The organism is Pseudomonas sp. FW305-3-2-15-E-TSA4 (assembly GCF_058787295.1).
In genome coordinates this window covers 208,111-230,743 of the sequence record NZ_JBYSZP010000004.1, presented here as the reverse complement: position 1 = coordinate 230,743, position 22,633 = coordinate 208,111, and the positions used below count along the sequence as shown (strand labels likewise).

The following is a 22,633-nucleotide window of genomic DNA, read 5'->3' as shown; positions in this document are numbered from 1 at the left end:
GCTGTTATTTCGGATCGGGTTTCGCCAATAGGGTGTAGATGCACGGCAGCACAAACAGCGTAAACAGGGTGCCGATCGACATCCCCGTTGCAATCACGGTGCCGATATCGAACCGGCTCACGGCGCCCGCACCGGTCGCCAGAATCAACGGCACCATGCCGAACACCATCGCCGCCGTGGTCATCAACACCGGGCGCAAGCGGATTGCCGCCGCTTCCTCGACCGCTTCGCGCGCGGTCAGGCCCTTGTCCTTGCGCAGTTGGTTGGCGAACTCGACGATCAGGATCCCGTGCTTGCTGATCAGCCCGATCAGGGTCACCAGTCCGACCTGGGTGTAGATGTTCATGCTCGACCAGCCAAGGAACAGCGGAATCAACGCACCACAGATTGACAGCGGCACCGTCACCAGAATCACCAGCGGATCACGGAAGCTCTCGAACTGCGCCGCCAGCACCAGGAAAATGATCGCCAGCGCCAGGGCGAAGGTTACCCACAGAGCGCTGCCTTCCTGCACGTACTGGCGCGAGGCGCCGCCATAGTCGAAGGCAAACCCGGCTGGCGCTTCCTCCCGGGCGATCTGCAGCACGGTGTCGATGGCCTCGCCCATGCTGACCAGCGGGAATCCGGAAATCTTCGCCGCGTTGAGTTGCTGGAACTGGTTGAGCTGGCGCGGTCGCGCCCGGTCGCTGACCTTGATCAGGGTCGACAGCGGCAGCAGCTCGCCCTGGGTGTTCTTCACGTAGTAGTTGTTCAGCCAGCCGGGGTTTTCGCGGTACGGTCGTTCAACCTGGGCAATCACCTTGTAACTGCGGCCTTCGATGGTGAATCGGTTGATTTCCGCCTCACCCAGCAGCGTCGCCAGGGTGCCACCCAGATCCTGCATCGACACGCCCATCTGCGCGGCTTTGGCACGGTCGATATCGACCACCACTTCCGGCTTGTCGAACGCCAGGTCGAGGTCGACGAAGGCGAACTTGCCCGACTCCATCGCACGTTTCTTGATCCGGTCGGCCACTTGCAGCAGCAATTCGTAGTCGTTGGCGGTATTGACCACGAATTCGAACGGCAAACCTTCACCGGTGCCGGGCAAGGAGGGCAGGTTGAAGCCGAAAATCTGCAGGCCGGGGATACTCGCCAGTTTGCCTTGCACCTCGGGCAGGATCTGCATCTGCGTGCGGCTGCGCTCGTTCCACGGCTTGAGCAGGAAGCCACCGATGCCCGCCTGCACACCGTTGTAGCCGTTGATCTGAAACGAGGAGTAGTACTCCGGAAACTCCTTGAAGATCTTGATGAATTCGTCGGTGTAGGTGCTCAGGTAATCGAGGTTGGTCGGCTGGGGGGCCGTGGCCATCATGAAGATGATGCCCTGATCCTCGTCCGGCGCCAGTTCCGACTTGGTGAACTTGAGAAACACCGGGATCAGGCACAACACGATCACCGCGAACACCAGCACCACCGGCCGCGTGTTCAATGTGCCGTGGAGCATGCTCTGGTAGCGGCGCTTGAGGCCGTCGAAGATGCGGTCGAGGCGGTGCGCCAGACCACTGGGGTTTTCTTCGTGGCGCAACAGCAGGGCGCACATCATCGGCGACAGGGTCAGGGCAACGATCCCGGAGATCACCACGGCGCCGGCCAGGGTCAGGGCGAACTCCTTGAACAAGGCCCCGGTCAGTCCGGTGAGGAAGCCGATCGGCGCATACACCGCCGCCAGGGTGATGGTCATCGACACCACCGGCATGGCGATTTCCCGTGCACCTTCCAGCGCGGCCTCCAGCGGCGTCTTGCCCTCCTCGATATGCCGGTGGATGTTCTCCACCACCACGATGGCGTCGTCCACCACCAGACCGATGGCCAGCACCATCGCCAGCAGGGTCAGGAGGTTGATCGAGTAGCCCATCATCTGCATGAAGAACATCACGCCGATCATCGACAGCGGGATGGTCACCACCGGGATCACCACCGAGCGCAACGCGCCGAGGAACAGGAACACCACCACGATCACGATCAGCACCGCTTCGAACAGGGTTTTCACCACTTCGTCGATCGAGGCCTGGATGAACTGGGTGGCGTCGTAGGCAATCTCGCTTTTGAGGTTGGGCGGCAACTGCGCTTCCAGCTCCGGCATGAGCTTGCGCACTTCCTTGATCACGTCCAGCGGGTTGGCGCCGGGCGTGGCCTTGATGCCGATGTACACCGACGGCGTGCCGCCGAACGAACTGATCGAGTCGTAGTTTTCCGCGCCCATCTCGACCCGCGCGACATCACTGAGCAGCACGCGGCTGTCGCCACTGACCTTGAGCGGGATCGCCGCGAAGGCTTCGGCGGACTTCAGTTCGGTGTTGGCGTTGATGCTGGTGACCACGTACTCGCCCTTCACCTCGCCAGCGGCGGAGAGGAAGTTGTACTGGCGCACCGCGTTGGTCACGTCGCTGGCGCTGAGGCCGAAACCGGCGAGCTTCACCGGGTCGAGCCACAGGCGCATGGCGAATACCTGATTACCGAGAATCTCCGCCTCGGCCATGCCCGGCAGGGTCGCCAGTTTCGGCTGGATCACCCGCGACAGGTAGTCGGTGATCTGCGGGTTGCTCAAGTCCTTGCTGAAGAAACTGATGTACATCAGCGCCGAGGCGTCGGCCGATTCCTTGCTCAGCACCGGGTCTTCGGCGTCCTGTGGCAGTTTGTTCTTGACCTCGTTGGCTTTGGCCAGCAGTTCGGTGAACAAACGGTCGGTGTTGGAACCGATGCGCGCGTAGATCGAGATCACCGAGAAGTTCTGCCGGCTGACCGAGGTCATGTAGTCGATGCCTTCGGCGCTCGCCAGGCTCTGCTGCATCGGTTGAGTGATGTAGCCCTGAATGGTCTCGGCGTTGGCCCCGGGGTAGGCGGTGGTCACCGTGATCAGGGCGTTTTCCATTTGCGGGTATTGGCGCAGCGGCAGCTTGCTCCAGGCCTGGAAACCCAGCAGCACAATCAGCAGGCTGACCACGGTGGCGAGCACCGGACGGCGGATGAACGGATCGGTAAAAGCCATGGGGATTCCTTGATCAGTCGGCGCGAGGCGGACTGTTCTGCTCGCCGAGGGTCTTGTCGTCGCTGATGGCAATGTGTGCGCCGTTGTCCAGTTTGATCTGGCCGGCAGTCACCACTTGTTCGCCGCTCTGTACGCCCTTGTTGATCATCACCAGGCCATCGCGGCGCTCACCGGTCTCGATGAAGCGACGTTCGGCGATCAGTACCGGTTGGCCCTTGTCGTCTTTTTCGACGCTGCCGTCCTCGGCCTTCTTTTGCCCGACCACGTACAGCGAGTTGCCGTAGAGGGTGTAGGTGATCGCGCTTTCCGGGACCACGATGTGTTTCTGCGGATCGGGCAGCAACACGTTGAGGCTGGCGAACATGCCCGGCAGCAATTTGCCGTCGGGGTTGGCCAGGGTCGCGCGCACCAGAATATTGCGCGTGGTGCTCTCGACAATCGGGTTGATCGCGCTGATGGCGCCGGGGAAGTTCTGCCCGGGATAGGCCGCGACACCGATCTGCACCGGTTGCCCGATGGCCAGTTTCGGCACCGATTGCTCCGGCACATAGAAGTCGGCGTAGAGGCTGCTCAGATCCTGCAGGGTGGCGATTTTGCTGCCGCTGGCGAGGTAGTCGCCGACATCCACCTGACGGATGCCGATGGTGCCGCTGAACGGCGCAAGGATGCGTTTTTTCGCCAGCGAAGCGTTGAGCTGATTGACCGTGGCCTTGTTCTTTTGCAATACGGCGGAGAGACGGTCGTACTCGCCTTTGGAGATCGCGCGGCTGTCGACCAGTTGGCTGCCACGGCCGAAGTCCAGTTGCGCCAGACCCAGGTCAGCCTTGGCGGTTTCCAGCAGGGCGGTCTCGACCGCGCTGTCGAGTTGCAGCAGCGGTTGCCCGGCCTTGACCTTCTGCCCGGATTCGAATTTGAGTTCGGTGACGGTGCCGGCGACTTCCAGACTCAGCTCGACGCCTTGCAAGGCCTTGAGCGAGCCGACGGTGGGCAAACGCATCTGCCACGGCTGTTCGCTGGCGCGAGCCACGGCGACGCTGATCGGCGGTTTTGGTTTGGAGAAGCCCTGGATCATGGTGTAGATCGAAAAGGCTTTGTACCCGCCCAATACCAGGACGACCAGCAAGACAACACCCAACATGATCAGCATGCGGCGACGCAGCATATTTCCAGTTCCTTGGATAAATCAGGTGAGACAGGCGGGCACATTACTCCGAGTCAGGTGGGGATTCCAACTGGCAGTTATTACAGGGGAGGACGGAGTGAGGAAGTCTAAACACTGAACCTGTGGTGAGGGGATTCATCCCCGATGGGTGGCGAAGCCGCCCCAAAACCTGAAACCGCGGTCTGTCAATTGAACCGTGTGCGATGGTTTTGCGACTGCTGCGCAGCCGATCGGGGATAAATCCCCTCGCCACAGGTTATGAGTCGTACTCAGAACGGTGGGTTATGCGATCAAATGCAGATGGTTATCCCAGAGCCCCGCTGGCAATTCCAGCGGTTTGGCCAGCAGCTCATCCTGGCGGCAATCGTAGTAGCGGCAACGGCCCTGACCCGAAGTGACGACGAAGCCGTCCTTGACCGCACCAACGCCGGCGCAATCGGGCAGCGGCGCGTCGAGACGCACTTCGCCGCTGTCCAGGTCCCAGATGAAGAAGCGATTGCCACGCGGCGCGGTCAGCGCCACCAGACGCAGATCGCTGTGCACTGCGACGCTGGCGGTGTAGTGACCCATCGACTGCAACTGATGCTCCGGCACCGGAAATGCCACGAAGGGCTGGCCCGGACGCTTGATCGCCAGCAGCTCGGAGCGCTCATGCGAGGCGCCCATGAACTGCTGGCCGGCGACGATGGTGCCGTCGCTGGCAATGCCCAGGTGACGCACGCTGTTCATCTGCTGGGAAAGGGTTTCCTTGCTCAGCAGGGTGCCATCGCGCTGCATCAGCACCAGGCTCGGTTCCATGGCGTTGAGGTTCATGTCGACGCGGCTTTCGGCCTCGGTGCGGATCCCGCCGTTGGCCACCACCAGGGTTTCGCCATCGGGCATCCACGACACCTGATGCGGGCCGAGGCCATGGGTGGAAATCTCACCGCTGTGCACCAGCCGCTCGCCTTGGAACTTGTACACCCCAAGCAGGCCACGCCCCGGATCCGTGGTGTCGTTCTCGGTGGCGTACAGGTATTCGCCGTCCTTGTGCACCACGGCGTGGCCGTAGAAATGCCGGTTCGGCTGCGACGTCACGGTTTGCAGCAACGTCCCGTCGCGCAGGTCGATCAGGTAGCTCTCGGTGCCCGGGCGGCGGGCGACGAACAGCGCGATCGGCAGCGTCGGGTGGTTGATGATGTCGTGGCAGCGCTGGCCGACCTCGGTGGCGAACACCTGCGTACCGTCCAGCCGATAACCGACGGCGTAATGCTTGCCGTCGGTGTCGTCGCGCGCCGAGAGCAACAACGGGCTCTGATCCTTGCGCTTGAACAGCGTCCAGCCGCCCAGTGTCACTGCTCCCAGCAGCAAACTACCTAAAGTCAGAGCCTGGCGTCGCAGCATGGCACTTGCCCTCATCAGTCACCGTCGTTGGCGTTGAAGCCCAGTTGGATGCCCAGCGCCTTGGCCAGTTCGCCTTCGTGCAGGCGATGGACGACGTTGAGGCTGTCGTAAAGATCGTTGAGCTGCTGGCGACCGGCGTCGTCCTGGAGCATTTCGGTCAGCGAGCGCTGGCTGCTGTCGAACAGTTTCAGCGACGCGGCGTAAGCGGCGTCGATCTTGTCCGCCAACGGCTTCTGCTCGGCCGGCAGCAGACCGCGCAGGCCTTTGTTGTCGACGCCTTCCCAGACGGTTTTGGCTGCAGCGAGGCTGGCTTCCAGCGCGGTCAGCGACGACTGGCTGCGCCACGCATCAGCCTGGAACGGCTGCGGCACGCCCTTGCTCTGACGGCCCATCGGCGTACCGAGTTTTTTCTTCAGGGTGTCGAGGGCGGTGACCTGCACACGCAGCAGATCGGCGATCGCTTCGTGAGAGTCGGCGTAGCGCTGGTTAGGGAATTTGCTCATTTGCGCGAGCATGCCGTCGGTGTTGTTCCAGCTCTGCAGAATCTCTTCGGCCAGTTGCTTCTGGCGCTCGCCGATGGCGATCAACAGTGGGCAGTATTTGGCTTTCTGCTCGGCGTTGGCGACGTCCGGTTTTTCATCGAACAGGATGTATTCGTAAGCCGACAGGCCCTGCACCACCACGCTGGATTTGGCCAGTGCGGCGGCGTCGATCTGCGGTTGCGCGACCACCAGTTGCTCGACCTGACGGCCAACGAGGTTTTTCTTGTCCGGCCAGAACTGCACCTGCCACGAACGGTTGCCCTCGGCCAATGGGCCGATCAGCAGCGGTTGCAGCTCGGCCCAGGCTTTCTGCGCGTGCAGGAAGTCGGCGCGGGCGGTTTCCAGGGTTTCCTTGCCCTGGCAGTAGGCGAGGGCGCTGACCGCCAGTTGCTTGTCGGCTTCGACCCAACGGGTGTAGGTCGGCAGGATCACCGATTTGGCGATGGCCGCCGACGTGACCGCTTGCGGATCCTGCGGCGAGCAGGCGCCGAGGGCGAGTGCGGCAAGGCTGGTGAACAACAACTTGGGACGGAACATGTCGGGCTCCCGATTCTTTTAAGTGTTTAAAGTGAGTTCAAGAACGCCAGCAGCGCAGCACGCTGCTCGGCGTTGAAAGACAAAACCTGTTGCTGCGCCTGCTGCGCTTCGCCGCCATGCCAGAGCACGGCTTCGAGCAGATTGCGGGCGCGACCGTCATGCAAGAACTGGGTGTGACCACTGACTGCCTGCGTCAGACCGATCCCCCACAACGGCGGGGTGCGCCAGTCGCGGCCGGAGGCCTGGAATTCGGTGCGGTTGTCGGCCAGACCATCGCCCATGTCATGCAGCAGCAGATCGCTGTACGGGCGAATCACTTGATTGGCCAGTTCAGGTTCGGCGGCGTTGGCGGCGGTGGTGTATTTGGGCGTGTGACAGGACTGGCAGCCAGCCTGGAAGAACAGATTCTTGCCGGCCAGTACTTGTTCGTCGTTGACGCCGCGACGTGCCGGCACTGCGAGGTTGCGCGTATAGAACAGCACCAGACGCAGGATGTTGTCGCTGACTTCCGGCTCGCCGTCCGGGCCATTGCCGTTCGGCGCCTGTTTGCACGCAGTTTGTGCGTCGGTGCAGTCATCGAAGGGTCTGAGGCTGGTGGTCAGGCCCATGTCTCCGGAAAACGCGTGGACATTCTGCTGATTGAGATTCGGTTGCCCGGCTTTCCAGCCAAAACGGCCGGCCACGGTTTTCTGTAACTCATCGTCCCAGACCCTATTTACGCGACCCTTAATGCCGTTGTTCTCTTTGGCTTGCGCCGCAGCGTTGGCGAGAATCGCTTCTTCGGGAATGGCTTCGAGCAGGCCGAGGCCAATCATCGGCGGTGCGACGCGGGCCGAGAAACGCGTGTCCGGGTGCATCGGGCCGTAGCCCAACTGAGTGAATTGCAGAACCGGTTTGCGCAGCTCCACTTCGGTGCCGTCCTTGAAGCGGATCGGCACCGGCGTGTACTCGACGCGCACCTTGCCTTCGGGCGTGACCCCGGGCACGGCCATGTCCTGGAACTGGCCGCCGTAGACCGGCTCGGGCACCACGCCGAGTTGCTCGATGACTTTGGCGTAGGCCGGCGAATCGGGAATCGACAGACGCACCAGCATCGACACCGCGTTCGCCGCATCCGGCGTTGGCGGATGTCCACGACCATCCTTGATGTGGCAGTTCTGGCAGGCGTTGGTGTTGAACAGCGGGCCGAGGCCATCGCGGGCGGTGGTGGTTGACGGGGCGATCACCCACGGACTGCGGAAAAAGCTGTTGCCGACACTGAAGTCGACCCGGCGCGACGGCGGCAGATTCGCCGAAGGCAACGAGAACGCATTCTGATCGGTCTTGCGCACAGTCGCCGCCCCGCCCGAACGCGCTTCACCCGGCTCAGCCTTGGTAAAACGCGGGGCGTCATCGCAGGCACTCAGGCCCAGGGCCAGAAACAGTGCGGACAAGCGAAGCGGCAGCGAGGGCATCAGACATCCTGCGGACGGGCGAAAACAAAGGCGCAAAGTCTAACAGGGCGAGTGAGTTTGAATAAGAGGAATTATCGTTTGCTTGATTTGCGGCAGGACTTTCACTCGAGACCGAGGCGCAGCCATCGCTGGCAAGCCAGCTCCCACAGGATTTGTGTTGTACCCGGAGTGTGTGAACGCCGCGAACACTGTGGGAGCTGGCTTGCCAGCGATGAGGCCATCAGCATCACCGCAAAAAGCAGGCATGAAAAAGGCGACCCGGAGGTCGCCTTCTGGTGCAGCCAGCGTTGATCAGAACTCGTGATCAGCGTTGTCCGGGTTCAGGTCGCTGATGCCCAGCTTGCCGGCAGCGGCTTCGATCGAGCCGGTCTGCTTGACCAGTGCGGCGATGGCGTCACGCACGATCTGGTTGCCGGCGGTGTTGCCCGCAGCGATCAACTGGTCGTAGTGCTCACCCTTGTTGGCGTGATCGACCATGACCTGGATTTTCGCTTCGGTAGCGGCCAGATCGGCTTTCAGCGCGGTGTCGGCAGCCGGGTCGGCCTTGGCCACCAGCGACGACAGGCTGGCACCGGTCATTTTGGTGCCGTCGGTGCGGGTGTACTCGCCCAGGTACACGTTACGAATGCCTTTGGCATCGTAGAAGTGCGAGTTGTGGGTGTTGTCGCTGAAGCAATCCTGTTCGTCTTCCGGGGAGTTGGCCTCCAGGGAAACCTTCATGCGCTCGCCCGCCAATTCGCCCAGGGACAGGCTGCCCATGCCGAACAGCATTTTGCGCAGGCCGCTTTCAGCCGGTTCGGCTTCCAGGGTGGCGCGGTAGTTGTCAGCCACGTTCGGCTTCCAGTTGCCGACCATTTCTTCCAGGCCGCTGACCAGCAGTTGGGTCACGGCTTTGAGGTAGGCACGGCGACGATCGTTGTGACCGCCAGTGGCGCCTGCGCCTTCCAGGTAGTCCGAGGCTGGACGGTTGCCGGCGCCCGGGCCGGTGCCGTTCAGGTCCTGGCCCCAGAGCAGGAATTCGATGGCGTGGTAGCCGGTGGCGACGTTGGCTTCGGAACCGCCCAGCTCGTTGAGGCTGGCAAGTTTTTCCGGGGTGATGTCTTTCACATCGACCTTGTCTTCGCCGACCTGCACTTCAGTGTTGGCGATGATGTTGGCGGTGGCGCCCGGGTTGCCCAGCGCGTGCTCGTAGGATTTGTCGACGTAGTCGATCAGGCCTTCGTCCAGCGGCCAGGCGTTCACCTGACCTTCCCAGTCGTCGATGATGGTGTTGCCGAAGCGGAACACTTCGCTCTGCAGGTAAGGCACGCGCGCAGCGACCCAGGCAGCCTTGGCGGCTTTCAGGGTGTCGGCGTTCGGTTTGGCGAGGAACGCGTCGACCGCCGTTTGCAGGGTTTTCGCAGTGGATTCGGCATCGCTGTAGACGGCGAAGACCATGTCGGCGTAATGCGCGACCACAGCCTTGGCGGCGGCTTCATCGACTTTACCGGCAGCGGCAGGTGCTGGAGCGGCGGCGGTGCTGGCGGCCGGCGTCGGCGCGGCCGGGGCGGCAGCCTTGTCTTTGCCTTCGCCGCAACCGGCGAGGGAAATAGCGATGGCCAGCAGACTGGCGGTAGCCAGAGGCATACGAATCATGGCGAACATCCTGCTTCGGTAATGGAATGGACAGGGCGCGGGGGTGCGCAAAGCTGCGACATAATGCAAATCTTTCGCATTATGTGTAAAGGGCTGTGGCTGGAAATATTTCTTATTTACGCCAGTGTGATGGCGCAGATCAAAAGATCGCAGCCTCGTTTCACTCGAAAGCTCCGACAGGGGCACGCGATCCCTGTAGGAGCTGCCGAAGGCTGCGATCTTTTGATCTTCTAGAGAATGGCAGCATTGCTGCGTTGGGCTTGCTTGAGGTACGCCGTCAGCTCCCGGGCAGGCAGCGGCTTGCTGTAGTGGTAGCCCTGACCTTCGTGGCAGCCTTCGGAGATGATGTAGGACTCTTGCTCGGCGGTTTCCACGCCTTCGGCGATCACCTGCATGCCCAGGCTCTTGCCCAGCTGGATGATCGCGCGAACGATGGTCGCATCATCGTCGTCATCCAGCAGATCCTGAACGAAGCTCTTATCGATCTTGATCTTGTCCAGCGGCAGGCTTTTCAGATAACTCAGTGATGAATAGCCGGTGCCGAAGTCGTCGATGGCGATCAGCGCGCCGGAGCGGCGCAGGCTCAGCAGATGCTGGGCGGCGGTGCTGATGTCTTCCATCAGGCCGGTTTCGGTGACTTCCAGCTCCAGGCTGCGCGGCGGCAGGCGGTAGATCTGCAGCAGGTTGTTGACCACTCGCGGCAACTCGGCGTGGTGCAGTTGCACGGTGGACAGATTGACCGCCATGCGCAGATCGACAAAGCCCTGATCGTGCCATTCGCGCAATTGCTTGCAGGCCTGATCCAGCACCCACTCGCCTATGGCGATGATCGTGCCGTTCTGTTCGGCCAGCGGAATGAACAGGTCCGGCGGCACCAGACCGTGTTCCGGATGCTGCCAGCGAATCAGCGCTTCGACCCCGACCACGCGGTGATCGCGGTAGCTGATCTGCGGCTGATAGACGAGGTAGAACTGGTCGCGAATCAGTGCGTCGCGCAGGTCTTTTTCCAGTTCGCGACGGCGGCGCATCTCGCTGTCGACGCTGGCGATGTAGAACTGATAGCGGTTGCGCGAGCGGGTCTTGGCCAGCGTCATGGTCTGCTCGGCCTTCTGCAACAGCTTCTCGGTGCTGTCGCCGTCCTCGGGGAACAGGGTGATGCCGATGGTCGCGCGCAGGCGGATTTCCTGATGGTCGAGGGCGAACGCCGCTTCCAGATCATCGAGGATGCTCTGCGCCAGCTCCGCCGCTTCGTAAGGTTGCTCGATATCGGCCTGCACCAGCGCAAACTGGTCGCCACCCAGACGGGCGAGGGCGCCGAGGCGACCGCTGTGGGCGCGCAGGCGGTCGGCCAGTGCCAGCAGCAACTGGTCGCCGGTCTGGTAGCTGAACTGCTCGTTGATTCCTTTGAAATCATCCAGCCCTACGCACAACACCGCGACCCGGCGTTGCAGCTTGCCGGCGTCGACCAGAATCTTGTCCAGTTGCTGCTGCAATTGCTGGCGGTTCGGCAGGCCGGTGAGGAAGTCGTACTGGGCCATGCGCAGCAGGCTGTTTTCCGCTTCGTGGCGCAGGTGGGTGTTACGTTCTATCGATTCGAGCAACTGGTTGGCGGTGTTGATCCAGATGCCGAGTTCATTTTTTTCGTGACCCTTGAGCTGTGGAATCTTGTGCTCGCTGGGGCGATCGGGATTGATTTCGGTCAGGTGCTCGATGATCCGCGACAGCGGTTTGGTCAGCAGCCAGTGATAAACCAGATACAGCACCAGGCCCATGGCCAGGGCGCGCAAAACGCCGGAAATGAAAATGATCACCGAACTGACGATGAAACTCTCGCCATAGGTGGCGGTGTCGAGGGTGATGCTCAGGTCGCCGTAATACTCGCTGTACGGGCCGCGACCGACCAGTTGGGTGGTGAAGGTGCGTTCCTGACCGAGAATCAAGTCAGTCAGCCAGCGGCTGTTGGAGTGCTGCAGCTCACGGGACTTTTGCGCGAGCATCGCTTCGTTGGGATGGCCGATGGAAGCCTGGCGCACCGCGTCGTCCTGGAACAGGCCTTCGATCACCTGCATGCCCATTTCCCGGTCCAGGCTGTAGACCGCCTGAGTCGAGGGATCACGGAACATGTCGAGGATACGCTGAGCGTCGCCGGCCACCGCCTGGCGGGTTTTATAGGCATCGAAAACAATCTGGGCGCAGCTCAAGACCACGCCGACGATCAATGCCGAAAGGAGCACGACCCGGAGCAACTTCACCGACAAGCTGTTCTTGAGTTCCAGCTTCAAAGGGTTATTCCTTGTTCCGTGCGGGTAGCGTCAAGTTGCCATGAGTATTGGCAATCCCGTGTTGGCAGTCAAAGGGACAATCAAGCCTCGGAACATTTGCCCGTGGCCTTGGCCGAAATACTGCTGTCTGGAGTCTCAGCTCTATTTGTACTGTGTCGGTAGTTTCGGCCCTCAACTTGAGCAGTCTGGAACAAATTTTCGCTGATTTGATGGTAGCCCGCTGTGCTGCACCGGCAAGCGGCCGGAGCCATCGTTCATCGTGAAAAAAAAGCAGGCATAAAAAAACCCGGCCGTAGCCGGGTTTTTTATCTGGCGCGTAGCTTAAGCGGTGAAGGTTTTGCCTTCGAACTGCTCAGCGACGAACTTCCAGTTGACCAGGTTCCAGAACGCTTCAACGTACTTCGGACGCAGGTTGCGGTAGTCGATGTAGTAAGCGTGTTCCCAGACGTCGCAGGTCAGCAGCGGGGTGTCGCCGCTGGTCAGCGGGTTGCCGGCGCCGATGGTGCTGGCCAGGGCCAGGGAACCGTCAGCCTTTTTCACCAGCCAGCCCCAGCCGGAACCGAAGGTGCCGATCGAGGTTTTGCTGAACTCTTCCTTGAACTTGTCGAACGAACCGAAAGCCGCGTTGATGGCTTCAGCCAGCGCGCCGGTTGGTTGACCGCCGGCGTTTGGCGCCAGGCAGTTCCAGTAGAAAGTGTGGTTCCAGACCTGAGCGGCGTTATTGAAGATGCCGCCCGAGGAAGTCTTGACGATCTCTTCCAGGGTCTTGCCTTCGAACTCGGTGCCTGGCACCAGGTTGTTCAGGTTCACGACATAGGTGTTGTGGTGCTTGTCGTGGTGAAATTCCAGGGTTTCCTTGGAAATGTGCGGCTGCAGGGCATCGTGTGCGTAAGGCAGCGGCGGCAATTCGAAAGCCATGATGATTCTCCTAATCAGGTCTGTTGCGGTGAGCGCAAGGCCGATCACGGGCGGCCAGAAATGCACCGACGAGTTTTTACTCTTTGCGGCGCAGGGTTCGGATCATAGCACCGGGGTCAAGGCTTAACCACGCAACAACTGTGTGGGATAGAGGTTCCAGAGCCTTTTGGAATAAATCAGTTGGCGATAATCAATTGGCCCGCCACGGTGAACATCATCACTGCCACGAGAAGATCAAGAATCCGCCAGGTACTCGGCCGAGCCAGCCACGGTGCAAGCCACGCGGCACCTAGCGCCAAGGTGAAAAACCACAGCAGCGACGCACTCGCGGCGCCCACGACATACGCGCCCGGCACCGACTGCTGCGCCCCCAGCGAGCCGATCAGCAACACCGTGTCCAGATAAACGTGCGGGTTGAGCAGTGTCACTGCCAGCGCGCTGAGCATCACCGCGCGCAACGAGCGTACGGTGTGGTTTTCACCCTGATCCAGGCTCTGTTTCGAGAACGCCCTTCGCAGCGCCTGGCTGCCATACCAGATCAGAAAGACCGCGCCGCCCCAGCGTGCCACCGCGAGCAATGTCGGGTTCTGCGCCAACACGGTGGCCAAGCCAAACACCCCGGCCGCCACCAGCAGCGCATCGCACGCCACACACAACGCCGCCACCGGCAGGTGATGTTCGCGTCGCAGACTCTGCGCCAGCACAAAAGCGTTCTGGGTGCCGATCGCCATGATCAGCCCCAAGGCCACCAGCAGGCCGTTCACATAGCTTTGCCACATAAAGAGTTACTCCGCGTTAGCTGCGAGATCGCGCAGCACGTGCATGGCGCGCTCGGCGTCGGCCTGACCGACAAACAAATGATCGTGGTAATAACCGGCGATCACGTTGCAACTGATTCCGGCCTTGCCCAATGCGCTGGCGAACGCCGCGGTGAGGCCGACGGCTTCCAGTGCCGAATGCACGTTGAGGGTGATCCACGCCGCCACATAATCAAAAGCGAACCCGGCGCGTTCAGCCTGGGAGCGCTCCAGAATAACGGTCAGGCCTTCCTGCTCGCGGAAGCTGCCGACAAGCTCCACACCGCTCGGCAACTGGCCGTCACGCAGGGTGCAGAACACGTATTCGCCTGCATTGAGCTGCGGGCTCATGCTGCGCAGCAGAGTTGTGAGTGAGGTTTCGCCAGCCATTGCCGTGTTCCTTGATAAAGAGTGCTTGCTGGCTATTCTCCGGTCGAAAGCGGTATAAGAAAAACCAATAGTGCTGATCGCTCATTAGGAAAACTGATGTTCGACTACAAATTGCTTTCCGCTCTGGCCGCCGTGGTCGAGCAGGCTGGATTCGAGCGCGCCGCGCAGGTGCTGGGCTTGTCGCAATCGGCGATCTCCCAGCGGATCAAACTGCTGGAAGCGCGGGTCGGCCAACCGGTGCTGGTACGCGGCACGCCGCCATCGCCGACCGAGATTGGCCGGCGCCTGCTCAACCATGTGCAGCAGGTGCGCCTGCTCGAACGTGACTTGCAGACCCTGGTGCCAGCGCTCGACGAAGAAGGCCTGCCGGAGCGTCTGCGCATCGCCCTCAACGCCGACAGCCTCGCCACCTGGTGGGCCGAGGCCGTGGGCGATTTCTGCGCCGAGCAGCATTTATTGCTGGATCTGGTGGTGGAAGATCAGACCGTCGGCCTCAAGCGCATGCGTGCCGGGGAAGTGGCGGCGTGTGTCTGTGCCAGCGAGCGCCCGGTGGCCGGTGCGCGTAGCGTGTTGCTCGGGGCGATGCGCTATCGGGCGCTGGCCAGTCCGGCGTTTATCGAGCGGCATTTCCCCGACGGGGTGCGCGCCGAGCAGCTGCCGCGCACCCCGGCGCTGGTGTTCGGCCCGGACGATTTTCTCCAGCATCGCTACCTCGCATCGCTCGGTGTCGATGGTGGTTTCGAGCATCATTTGTGCCCGTCCTCCGAAGGTTTTGTGCGTCTGACCGAAGCCGGGTTTGGTTGGGGCCTGGTGCCGGAACTGCAAGTGCGCGATCAACTGCAACGCGGCGTATTGCGCGAACTGTTGCCAGATAAACCGATCGATGTGCCGTTGTACTGGCATCATTGGCGCAATGGCGGTCAGCTGCTGGCCTTGCTGACCGAGCAATTGCTACGTTCTTCACCGCGCTGGCTGGTGCCCTTGGGCTGATGGTCAGCGTCAAGACAGACGTATCAGGTAAACGAAAGACATCGGAGCGTTACATGAAAATTCTGGTCACCGGCGCAAGCGGCTTCATTGGCGGACGCTTTGCGCGTTTCGCCCTGGAGCAGGGCCTGGATGTGCGGGTCAACGGTCGCCGGGCCGAAAGCGTCGAGCATCTGGTGCGCCGTGGCGCCGAGTTCGTCCCGGGCGATCTCACCGATGCGGATCTGGTGCGCGAGCTCTGCGCCGACGTCGAAGCCGTGGTGCACTGCGCCGGCGCCGTCGGCTTGTGGGGGCGCTATCAGGACTTTCATCAGGGCAACGTGCAGGTCACCGAAAACGTCGTCGAAGCCTGCCTCAAGCAGCGCGTGCGGCGGCTGGTGCATCTGTCGTCGCCGTCGATCTATTTCGATGGCCGCGATCACCTCGGCCTGACCGAAGAGCAAGTGCCCAAGCGCTTCAAACATCACTACGCGGCGACCAAATACCTGGCCGAGCAAAAGGTCTTTGGCGCACAGGAATTCGGTCTGGAAACCATCGCCCTGCGCCCGCGTTTCGTCACTGGCGCCGGCGACATGAGCATCTTCCCGCGCCTGCTGAACATGCAGCGCAAGGGGCGTCTGGCGATCATCGGTGACGGCCTGAACAAGGTCGACTTCACCAGCGTGCAAAACCTCAACGAAGCGCTGCTCAGCAGTCTGCTGGCGGCCGGTTCCGCGTTGGGCAAGGCCTACAACATCAGCAATGGCGCACCGGTGCCGTTGTGGGATGTGGTCAATTATGTGATGCGCAAGATGGAAGTGCCGCAGGTCAGCAAATACCGCTCGTACGGTCTGGCCTACAGCGTTGCTGCGCTCAACGAAGGCGTGTGCAAACTCTGGCCGGGCCGCCCGGAGCCGACCCTGTCGCGGTTGGGCATGCAAGTCATGAAGAAAAATTTCACCCTCGACATCAGCCGCGCCCGGCATTATCTGGACTACGATCCGAAAGTCAGCCTGTGGTCGGCCCTCGACGAGTTCTGTGGCTGGTGGAAAGCTCAGGACATCCGTTGATACAAGTCGGTCGGCCGGCAATGAACCGCACTGCCGCTTGAGGGTCAATCCCTGCGGCTGCGGCGGTTATACTTCGCAGCATTTAGCCATCACCGCGTTCCACAAAGGTTGCCTCAATGTCCATGCGTAACGATGCCAACGACGATTTCGACGATGTACCGAGCCTGCGGGCCGACACCTTTGACGACGATGACATTCCGCCCTCCGCTCGCACCTCGGTGCACTCGCGCACGCCGCCGGTGGTCAAGGTCAAGGCTGCGAGTACCGGGCCGCTGTGGGCACTGGTCGGCGCGTTGTTCTTTGCCTTCATCGGCCTGGCCTGGTGGAGCTTCCAGCAGATTTCGCTGATGGAGCAGCAATTGGTCGCGACCCAGGAAAGCTTTGCACGCATCAGCGAGGAAGCGGCGGGGCGCCTGCAGGACATTTCCGGCAAGGTCGTCGCCAGCCAGAGCAACGTCAACAGCGACAGCGAAGCGTTGAAGCTGCAGATCAAACAGCTGGAAACCCAGTTGCTGGATCAGAGCAAACAGCAGCAAGGCGTGGTCGGTCAGACCAGTGATCTGGACAAGCGTCTGGCACAGATGACCGCGCAGACCACCGAGCAACAGAACGCCAATACCCAGTTGCAGGCTCAGGTCAAAGCCTTGAGCGCCGAACTGGCGACCCTGAAAAGCACCCCGGCCGACACCGGTAAGGTCGACGCTCAGCTCAAGAGTGATGACGCGCAGCTGAAAAGCCTCGGCGCTGATATCACCGCGCTGAAAAAGCAAGGCAATCCGAGCGCGGCGATCGAGCGTCTGGAGCAGGAAATCGTCGTTCTCAAGAGTGAACAGGACAACCGTCCGGCCGCTGCGCAGGGTGGCGGCAATACCGCCGAGTTCGACGCATTCCGCGGGCAGATGACCCGCAACCTCAACACCCTGCAGGCGCAGATCCAGAACCTGCAACAGCAGATCAATGCCCGGCCATAGGGCCTGATGAACTGTAGCCAGGGACCTTTGTGGTGAGGGGATTCATCCCCGATGGGGCTGCGCAGCAGCTCCCAAACCATCAGCTCGGTGCGTCAGAAAATATGTGTTCTCTCCATCAGGGCTGCTGCGCAGCCCATCGGGGATAAATCCCCTCGCTACAGGATTCGGCGCTCCGTCCGACCCCAAGCCGTCTACGCTCTTGAAACACCAACAAGAACGAGGGAAGCGTTATGGGGTTTTTGCATAAAGTGGCGTGGCTCGGGGTGATGCTTTTTGTGGGGGCAGGGCAGGTCAACGCCGCCACCGCGCAGAAGGACGACAGCAAGGCCGCCATTGCGCTGCTGGAAAAGGCGCTGGCCTATTACCACGACAATGGCGACAAGGCCTTCGCCGCGTTCAGCCGTCAGGGCGAGTTCGTCGACAAGGATCGCTACGTGTTCGTGGTCGACACCAAAGGCGTGATGCTCGCCAGCGGCGGGCCGTCCTCAGCCTTGATCGGCCGTGACGTCAGCGAAGTGCTTGCGCCGGATTTGCAGAAGGCCTTCAAGGACGCCTTGCTAGTGCCGGAAGGCAACGGCATTCAACAGGCCGAATACCGCTGGCAGAACTGGGCGGACGGCAAGGTCGAGCGCAAACATGTTTATTACCAGCGCATCGGTCAGCGGATTCTGGCCGTCGGTTATTACCTGCCGCGTGCTTCAGCCGAGCAGGCCAAGGCACTTCTCGACAAGGCTGCAACCGATCTGGGAAAAAACGAGAAGGGCACCCTGACGGCCATCAACTCGCTCAAGGGCGGTTATCTGCAGGATGACCTGTATGTGTTCGTGGTCGATCTGGACACCCAACGCTACGTTGCCCACGGCACCAACCTGCGCTTGATCAACACCGATTTCAGCAAGATCAAGGACCCGGAAGGCAAACCGGTGGGCGAGCCGATTCTGGCGCTGATCGCCAAACAGGATGACGGTGAATACGAATACCGCTGGAAAAACCCGGTGACCGGCAAGGTCGAGGACAAGCATGCCTACCTGAAGAAGGTCGGGCATTTCCTGGTGGCGGTGGGTTACTACAGTCCTTGAAAACACCTTTGCCCCCCTGTGGGAGCGAGCCTGCTCGCGAAAGCGGTGTGTCATTCAACTGTGATGTCAGCTGACATCACAGTTGAATGACACACCGCTTTCGCGAGCAGGCTCGCTCCCACAGGTTTTCATGGCACCTGTGCCTATTTGGCGCCGTGCTCGCGCCCGCGCAGCAGGTTGTTCGGCATCGCAATTGCCGCCGCCAGCCCCAGCAGCGATACCGCCGTACTCACCCACAGCAGATGCCGGAACGTCACCGAAAGCTCGGCGCGCAAGGCGTTCTGCGCATCGCCCGGCGCGGCGTTCAAACCGTCGAGCAGCACGTTGCCCGAATGCCCTTCGCTGAGCAGCGAGTTGCTCGCCAGATGGGCGAAACTCGAATCCTGCAACAACGCCAGCAACAGCGCCGACATCAACGCCACACCCACTGCGCCGCCCAGCGAACGGAACAGGTTGGTGGTGCTGGTGGCGACGCCGATGTCGCGTTGTTCCACCGAGTTCTGCGTACCCACCAGTGAAGTCGGGAACTGCATGCCGCCGGCAATCCCGCTGAGCAGCATGAACAGGCTGCTGACCAGCGTCGCATCGGGTGGGCTGAACGCCATGCCGAGAATCGAGATCGGCATCAGCAGCGCGCCGGTCAGAATCTGTGGTTTGTAGCGACCGGTCACCGAAGTACGGCGTCCGGCGAAATAAGCGCCGATCGGCAGCCCCATTGCCAGCGGCAGCAAGTGCAGCGCCGCCGCATCGGCCCCGGCACCGGTGACGCTCTGGAAGCGCAGCGGCATCAACACGATCAGCGAAATCGCCTGAAAACTGGTGAAGAAAATCGTGCACCAGCACAGCAACGCGTTGCGGTTGGTGAACAAGTGCATCGGCAGCAGCGGCTCACGCGCCCGGCGTTCATGCCAGACGAACACCGCCAGCACCAGCACCGCGCAGGCGAACAAACCGAGCACTTCACTGCTGCGCCACGAATGACCCTGACCGACCTGAGTGATGGCGAGCAGCAGGGCGGTCAAACCGATGATCATCAACAGCGTGCCGAGGTAGTCGATGATCGGTTTGCGCTGCGGAATCGGCAACCCGCGCAGATTGCGATTGGCAACCCACCAGGCGCCCAGCCCCAGTGGCAGATTGATCAGAAACACCCAGCGCCACGACAGGTATTCGGTCATGTAGCCGCCGAGCACCGGCCCGGCGACGCTGGCCACCGCGTACATGCTGCTGAAATAACCCTGATAACGCCCGCGTTCGCGCGGCGGTACGATGTCGCCGATGATCGCCTGACTGACCGAAATCATCCCGCCGGCGCCGATGCCCTGGAGAATCCGCGCCAGCACCAGTTGTTCCATGCTTTGCGCCATGCCGCAGAACAGCGAGGCGAGGGTGAACAGACCCATGCCGAACAGCATCAGTTTGCGCCGTCCGTACAAATCTCCGAGTTTGCCGTAGATCGGCACCGCCACGGTCATTGCCACCATGTACCCGGAAATCACCCAGGCCAGCAGGCTGACGTCCTTGAACTGTGCGGAGATGGCGGGCATCGAGACGGCGACGATGGTCTGGTCCAGCGCGCCGAGAAAAATCGCCATCATCAACGCGACCAGCACGCTGCGAATGGCCGGTTTGGGCGTTTCAGGGTGATTGAGATTGGTCACGGGCGAGCCTGCGGGCAGTGATGGACCCGCACGGCCATTGCGCGCGGGTGGATGCTCGCCAGTGTAAGTCGGTAGCAGGCTATTCGATAGCCTCGTACGGAAGTCCGACGTAATTTTCTGCAATGGTTTTTCGACCCGCTTCTGAACTGACAAAGTAGTCCAGTTCCGAGGCGCTGATCCGTTGGCTGAAATCATCATGCTCGTCGAAGCGGTGCAGCATCGAAGTCATCCACCAGGAGAAACGTTCGGCTTTCCATACCCGGCGCAGGCAGATTTCCGAGTATTTTTCCAGCAGATCGGTGCGCCCTTCGCGATAAACCTTCAGCAGAATGTTGAACAGCGTACTGACATCGCTGGCGGCCAGGTTCAGGCCCTTGGCGCCGGTGGGCGGCACAATGTGCGCGGCATCGCCGAGCAGAAACATCCGCCCGTACTGCATCGGCTCGACGACAAAACTGCGCAGCGGCGCGATGCTTTTTTCAATCGACGGGCCAGTCACCAGTTTTTCGGCAAGCGCGGCGGGCAGACGGGTTTTCAGTTCAGCCCAAAAGCGCTCGTCGGACCAGTCGGCGACGTTTTCTTCCGCCGGCACTTGCAAGTAGTAACGGGTGCGGGTGGCCGAACGCATGCTGCACAGGGCGAAGCCGCGTGCGTGCCGGGCGTAGACCAGCTCTTCGTGCACCGGCGGGGTGTCGGCGAGAATCCCCAGCCAGCCGAACGGATAGACCCGCTCGAAAATCTTCAGGCAGTCCTCGGGAATCGACTGCCGGGCCACGCCGTGAAAACCATCGCAACCGGCGATGTAATCGCAATCGACGCGCCAGGTTTCGCCATCCTTTTCGAAGGTGACAAAGGCCTCGTCGCTTTTCATGCCGTGAGGAACGACATGGCTCACTTCATAAAACGACAGTGCGCCAGCCTCCCGACGAGCGGCCATCAGGTCGCGCGTGACTTCGGTCTGACCGTAAACCATGACGGTTTTGCCGCCGGTCAAAGCCTGCAGATCGATGTGTGCCAGACGCCCATCCAGTGCCAGATCGAAGCCGGCGTGCACCAGCCCTTCGGCATCCATGCGCGCGCCTACGCCGGCCTGGCGCAACAGCTCTACCATGCCTTGTTCAAGCACGCCGGCGCGAATTCGTCCGAGGACATAGTCGGGTGTCTGGCGTTCGAGAATCAGGGTGTCGATGCCGGCGTTGTACAGCAACTGACCGAGGAGCAATCCGGACGGACCGGCGCCAATGATGGCGACTTGGGTTTTCAGCGTTTTCATTGTTTTTATGACTCGCAAGCTTCACGCGACAGGCGCCGGTGAATGATTTTTATGGATCGAGTGCTTGCATTTTTCCCTTGCGGGTCTGTCAATTGAAGGTGAAAACTGAGCCGATACCTGTACATTCTGCCAATCGGTGCGATTATCGCCCGCAACCTCGAGGCCTGGATTGAAGTGATGAACAAGCCTGACCTGCCTTCGATTCCGGTGTTCAAGCTCTACGGTGAAAGCCTGGACTGGCCGACCCCTGACTTGCTGCACTGTGAAACCATTTCCAAACGCAGCCGCGAACATCAATGGGAAATCAAACCCCACCGCCACGCCGATTTGTGCCAGTTGCTCTTCGTCTTCAAAGGTCAGGCAGAGCTTGAAATCGAAGGTCAACGCACGCAGCTCAACCAACCCGCGATTCAAGTCCTGCCACCGTTGTCGGTGCATGGCTTTCGCTTTTCCGAGGACGTCGAAGGATTCGTCGTCACCCTCGCCAATCCGCTGATCAATCACCTGCAGGCGCAACTGGGCAACTCGGTGCACGCACTGGCCCAGGCCGAGCACTACCCGGCGGGCAAGGACGCGGAGTATCTGAACAGTCTGTTTTCAGCGTTGCAGGCCGAGTACAACGGCCATCAACCCGCGCGGGAAATGCTCATGCATTCGCTGGTCAGCGTGATCATGGTCTGGGTCAGCCGACAGGCGCTCGTGCGCCATAACGCCAGCCAGCGGCCGCAACGCCAGCGCGAATACCTCAACGGGTTCATTCAATTGGTGGAGGAGACGTACCGCCAGCATGTGAAGGTCGAAGACCTGGCCCATCGTCTGGGGATTTCGGTATCACACCTCAACGGCACCTGCCGCGAACTGGCAGGGCAGCCAGCGCTGCAGATCATGCACGAACGCCAGTTACTGGAAGCCAAACGTTTGCTGACCTACACCAGCATGACCATTTACGAGATGTCGGAGTTGTTGGGGTTTTCCGACCCGACCAACTTCACGCGCCTGTTCCGGCGCAGGGTGGGCATTTCGCCAAAGGCGTTTCGCGACCGGCTGAAGGCCGAACAGTGATCCTGTAAACCTGGCGATATCCTGTGGGAGGGGGCTTGCTCCCGAAAGCGGTGTATCAGTGTGCATCAATGCTGAATGGCACACCGCATTCGGGAGCAAGCCCCCTCCCACAGGATCGCATTCCAGCTCAGGTCAATCAGCGCAATGCATTCAGCGTCGCATTGTGCGGAATACAGCGCTCGAAATTGCAGCTGGCGTATTCGCGCGGCAGCTGTCGCAGTTGCTCGACCCGCCAGGCCGCGGTGCCGTACAGCGCCAGCGTGGCAGCGCAGGTGATGAAAATCGCGAAGTACCTTCTTGTTCTGATGTTCATGGCGTAGACCTCTGAACGCATACCCTGCGGTATTACTTTCAGCATAGGTCAGCGGCATAGAGTTGCCAGCCACAAACCTGTGGGAGCGAGCCTGCTCGCGAAAGCGG

Annotated in this window: 18 protein-coding genes; 5 read left to right on the top strand and 13 right to left on the bottom strand. The window is 61.1% G+C overall.

Annotation, left to right across the window (positions count from 1 at the left end; all coding sequences use genetic code 11):
• Positions 1 to 4 precede the first annotated feature (4 nt).
• From AC3WMV_RS07270 to AC3WMV_RS07225, 10 genes are all read right to left on the bottom strand, one after another.
• Complete coding sequence (locus AC3WMV_RS07270; RefSeq protein ID WP_096795129.1) at positions 5 to 3,031, bottom strand: multidrug efflux RND transporter permease subunit; 3,027 nt, start codon at positions 3,029 to 3,031, stop codon at positions 5 to 7.
• Between the two features lie 13 nt (positions 3,032 to 3,044).
• The gene (locus AC3WMV_RS07265; protein ID WP_096795128.1) at positions 3,045 to 4,193 is read right to left on the bottom strand and encodes an efflux RND transporter periplasmic adaptor subunit; all 1,149 of its coding nucleotides are present in this window, start codon (positions 4,191 to 4,193) and stop codon (positions 3,045 to 3,047) included.
• A 282-nt stretch (positions 4,194 to 4,475) separates the two neighbouring features.
• Positions 4,476 to 5,576: a DUF1513 domain-containing protein gene (locus AC3WMV_RS07260; RefSeq protein WP_103367383.1), complete on the bottom strand. Its 1,101-nt coding sequence runs from the start codon at positions 5,574 to 5,576 to the stop codon at positions 4,476 to 4,478.
• 14 nt (positions 5,577 to 5,590) lie between these two features.
• Complete coding sequence (locus tag AC3WMV_RS07255) at positions 5,591 to 6,655, bottom strand: imelysin family protein (RefSeq protein WP_096795126.1); 1,065 nt, start codon at positions 6,653 to 6,655, stop codon at positions 5,591 to 5,593.
• Between the two features lie 26 nt (positions 6,656 to 6,681).
• Positions 6,682 to 8,109, bottom strand: a complete 1,428-nt coding sequence (locus AC3WMV_RS07250) for a di-heme oxidoreductase family protein (RefSeq protein WP_103367384.1) — start codon at positions 8,107 to 8,109, stop codon at positions 6,682 to 6,684.
• 291 nt (positions 8,110 to 8,400) lie between these two features.
• Positions 8,401 to 9,744, bottom strand: a complete 1,344-nt coding sequence (locus AC3WMV_RS07245; protein WP_103367385.1) for an imelysin family protein — start codon at positions 9,742 to 9,744, stop codon at positions 8,401 to 8,403.
• Positions 9,745 to 9,974: 230 nt separating this feature from the next.
• On the bottom strand, positions 9,975 to 12,026 hold the full coding sequence (locus AC3WMV_RS07240; protein WP_096795124.1) for a putative bifunctional diguanylate cyclase/phosphodiesterase: 2,052 nt from the start codon (positions 12,024 to 12,026) through the stop codon (positions 9,975 to 9,977).
• Between the two features lie 321 nt (positions 12,027 to 12,347).
• A complete protein-coding gene (locus tag AC3WMV_RS07235) occupies positions 12,348 to 12,944 on the bottom strand; it encodes a superoxide dismutase (protein WP_003227660.1) in 597 nt (198 codons plus the stop codon).
• Between the two features lie 176 nt (positions 12,945 to 13,120).
• Positions 13,121 to 13,723 (bottom strand): LysE/ArgO family amino acid transporter, encoded by a 603-nt coding sequence (locus AC3WMV_RS07230; protein WP_027612476.1) that lies wholly within the window; start codon positions 13,721 to 13,723, stop codon positions 13,121 to 13,123.
• Positions 13,724 to 13,729: 6 nt separating this feature from the next.
• Complete coding sequence (locus AC3WMV_RS07225; RefSeq protein WP_103367387.1) at positions 13,730 to 14,131, bottom strand: ACT domain-containing protein; 402 nt, start codon at positions 14,129 to 14,131, stop codon at positions 13,730 to 13,732.
• 96 nt (positions 14,132 to 14,227) lie between these two features.
• Here AC3WMV_RS07225 and AC3WMV_RS07220 point away from each other — a divergent pair, with 96 nt between their 5' ends.
• The 4 genes from AC3WMV_RS07220 to AC3WMV_RS07205 all read left to right on the top strand — a co-directional run bounded on the left by AC3WMV_RS07220 (position 14,228) and on the right by AC3WMV_RS07205 (position 18,217).
• Positions 14,228 to 15,121 carry a LysR family transcriptional regulator ArgP gene (locus AC3WMV_RS07220; RefSeq protein WP_103367388.1) on the top strand — a complete coding sequence of 298 codons (894 nt, stop codon included), beginning with the start codon at positions 14,228 to 14,230 and terminating at the stop codon, positions 15,119 to 15,121.
• Between the two features lie 53 nt (positions 15,122 to 15,174).
• Positions 15,175 to 16,167: an NAD-dependent epimerase/dehydratase family protein gene (locus AC3WMV_RS07215; RefSeq protein WP_027612479.1), complete on the top strand. Its 993-nt coding sequence runs from the start codon at positions 15,175 to 15,177 to the stop codon at positions 16,165 to 16,167.
• Positions 16,168 to 16,283: 116 nt separating this feature from the next.
• Entirely contained in the window at positions 16,284 to 17,138 is an 855-nt protein-coding gene (locus AC3WMV_RS07210; protein ID WP_103367389.1) for an ATPase, read from the top strand.
• A gap of 230 nt (positions 17,139 to 17,368) precedes the next feature.
• Positions 17,369 to 18,217: a cache domain-containing protein gene (locus AC3WMV_RS07205; protein ID WP_096795121.1), complete on the top strand. Its 849-nt coding sequence runs from the start codon at positions 17,369 to 17,371 to the stop codon at positions 18,215 to 18,217.
• Positions 18,218 to 18,360: 143 nt separating this feature from the next.
• On the opposite strand, the gene AC3WMV_RS07200 is transcribed toward AC3WMV_RS07205, so the two are convergent.
• Positions 18,361 to 19,878, bottom strand: coding sequence for an MDR family MFS transporter (locus tag AC3WMV_RS07200; RefSeq protein WP_098965330.1), 1,518 nt, complete (start codon positions 19,876 to 19,878; stop codon positions 18,361 to 18,363).
• 79 nt (positions 19,879 to 19,957) lie between these two features.
• A complete protein-coding gene (pobA, locus tag AC3WMV_RS07195) occupies positions 19,958 to 21,151 on the bottom strand; it encodes a 4-hydroxybenzoate 3-monooxygenase (RefSeq protein ID WP_103367390.1) in 1,194 nt (397 codons plus the stop codon).
• Between the two features lie 177 nt (positions 21,152 to 21,328).
• On the opposite strand from pobA, the gene AC3WMV_RS07190 reads away from it, so the two are divergent.
• Positions 21,329 to 22,213 carry a helix-turn-helix domain-containing protein gene (locus AC3WMV_RS07190; protein ID WP_097086010.1) on the top strand — a complete coding sequence of 295 codons (885 nt, stop codon included), beginning with the start codon at positions 21,329 to 21,331 and terminating at the stop codon, positions 22,211 to 22,213.
• Positions 22,214 to 22,349: 136 nt separating this feature from the next.
• Here the strand turns inward: AC3WMV_RS07190 and AC3WMV_RS07185 are convergent, their stop codons facing one another.
• Complete coding sequence (locus AC3WMV_RS07185; RefSeq protein ID WP_007964044.1) at positions 22,350 to 22,526, bottom strand: hypothetical protein; 177 nt, start codon at positions 22,524 to 22,526, stop codon at positions 22,350 to 22,352.
• Positions 22,527 to 22,633: the final 107 nt, after the last annotated feature.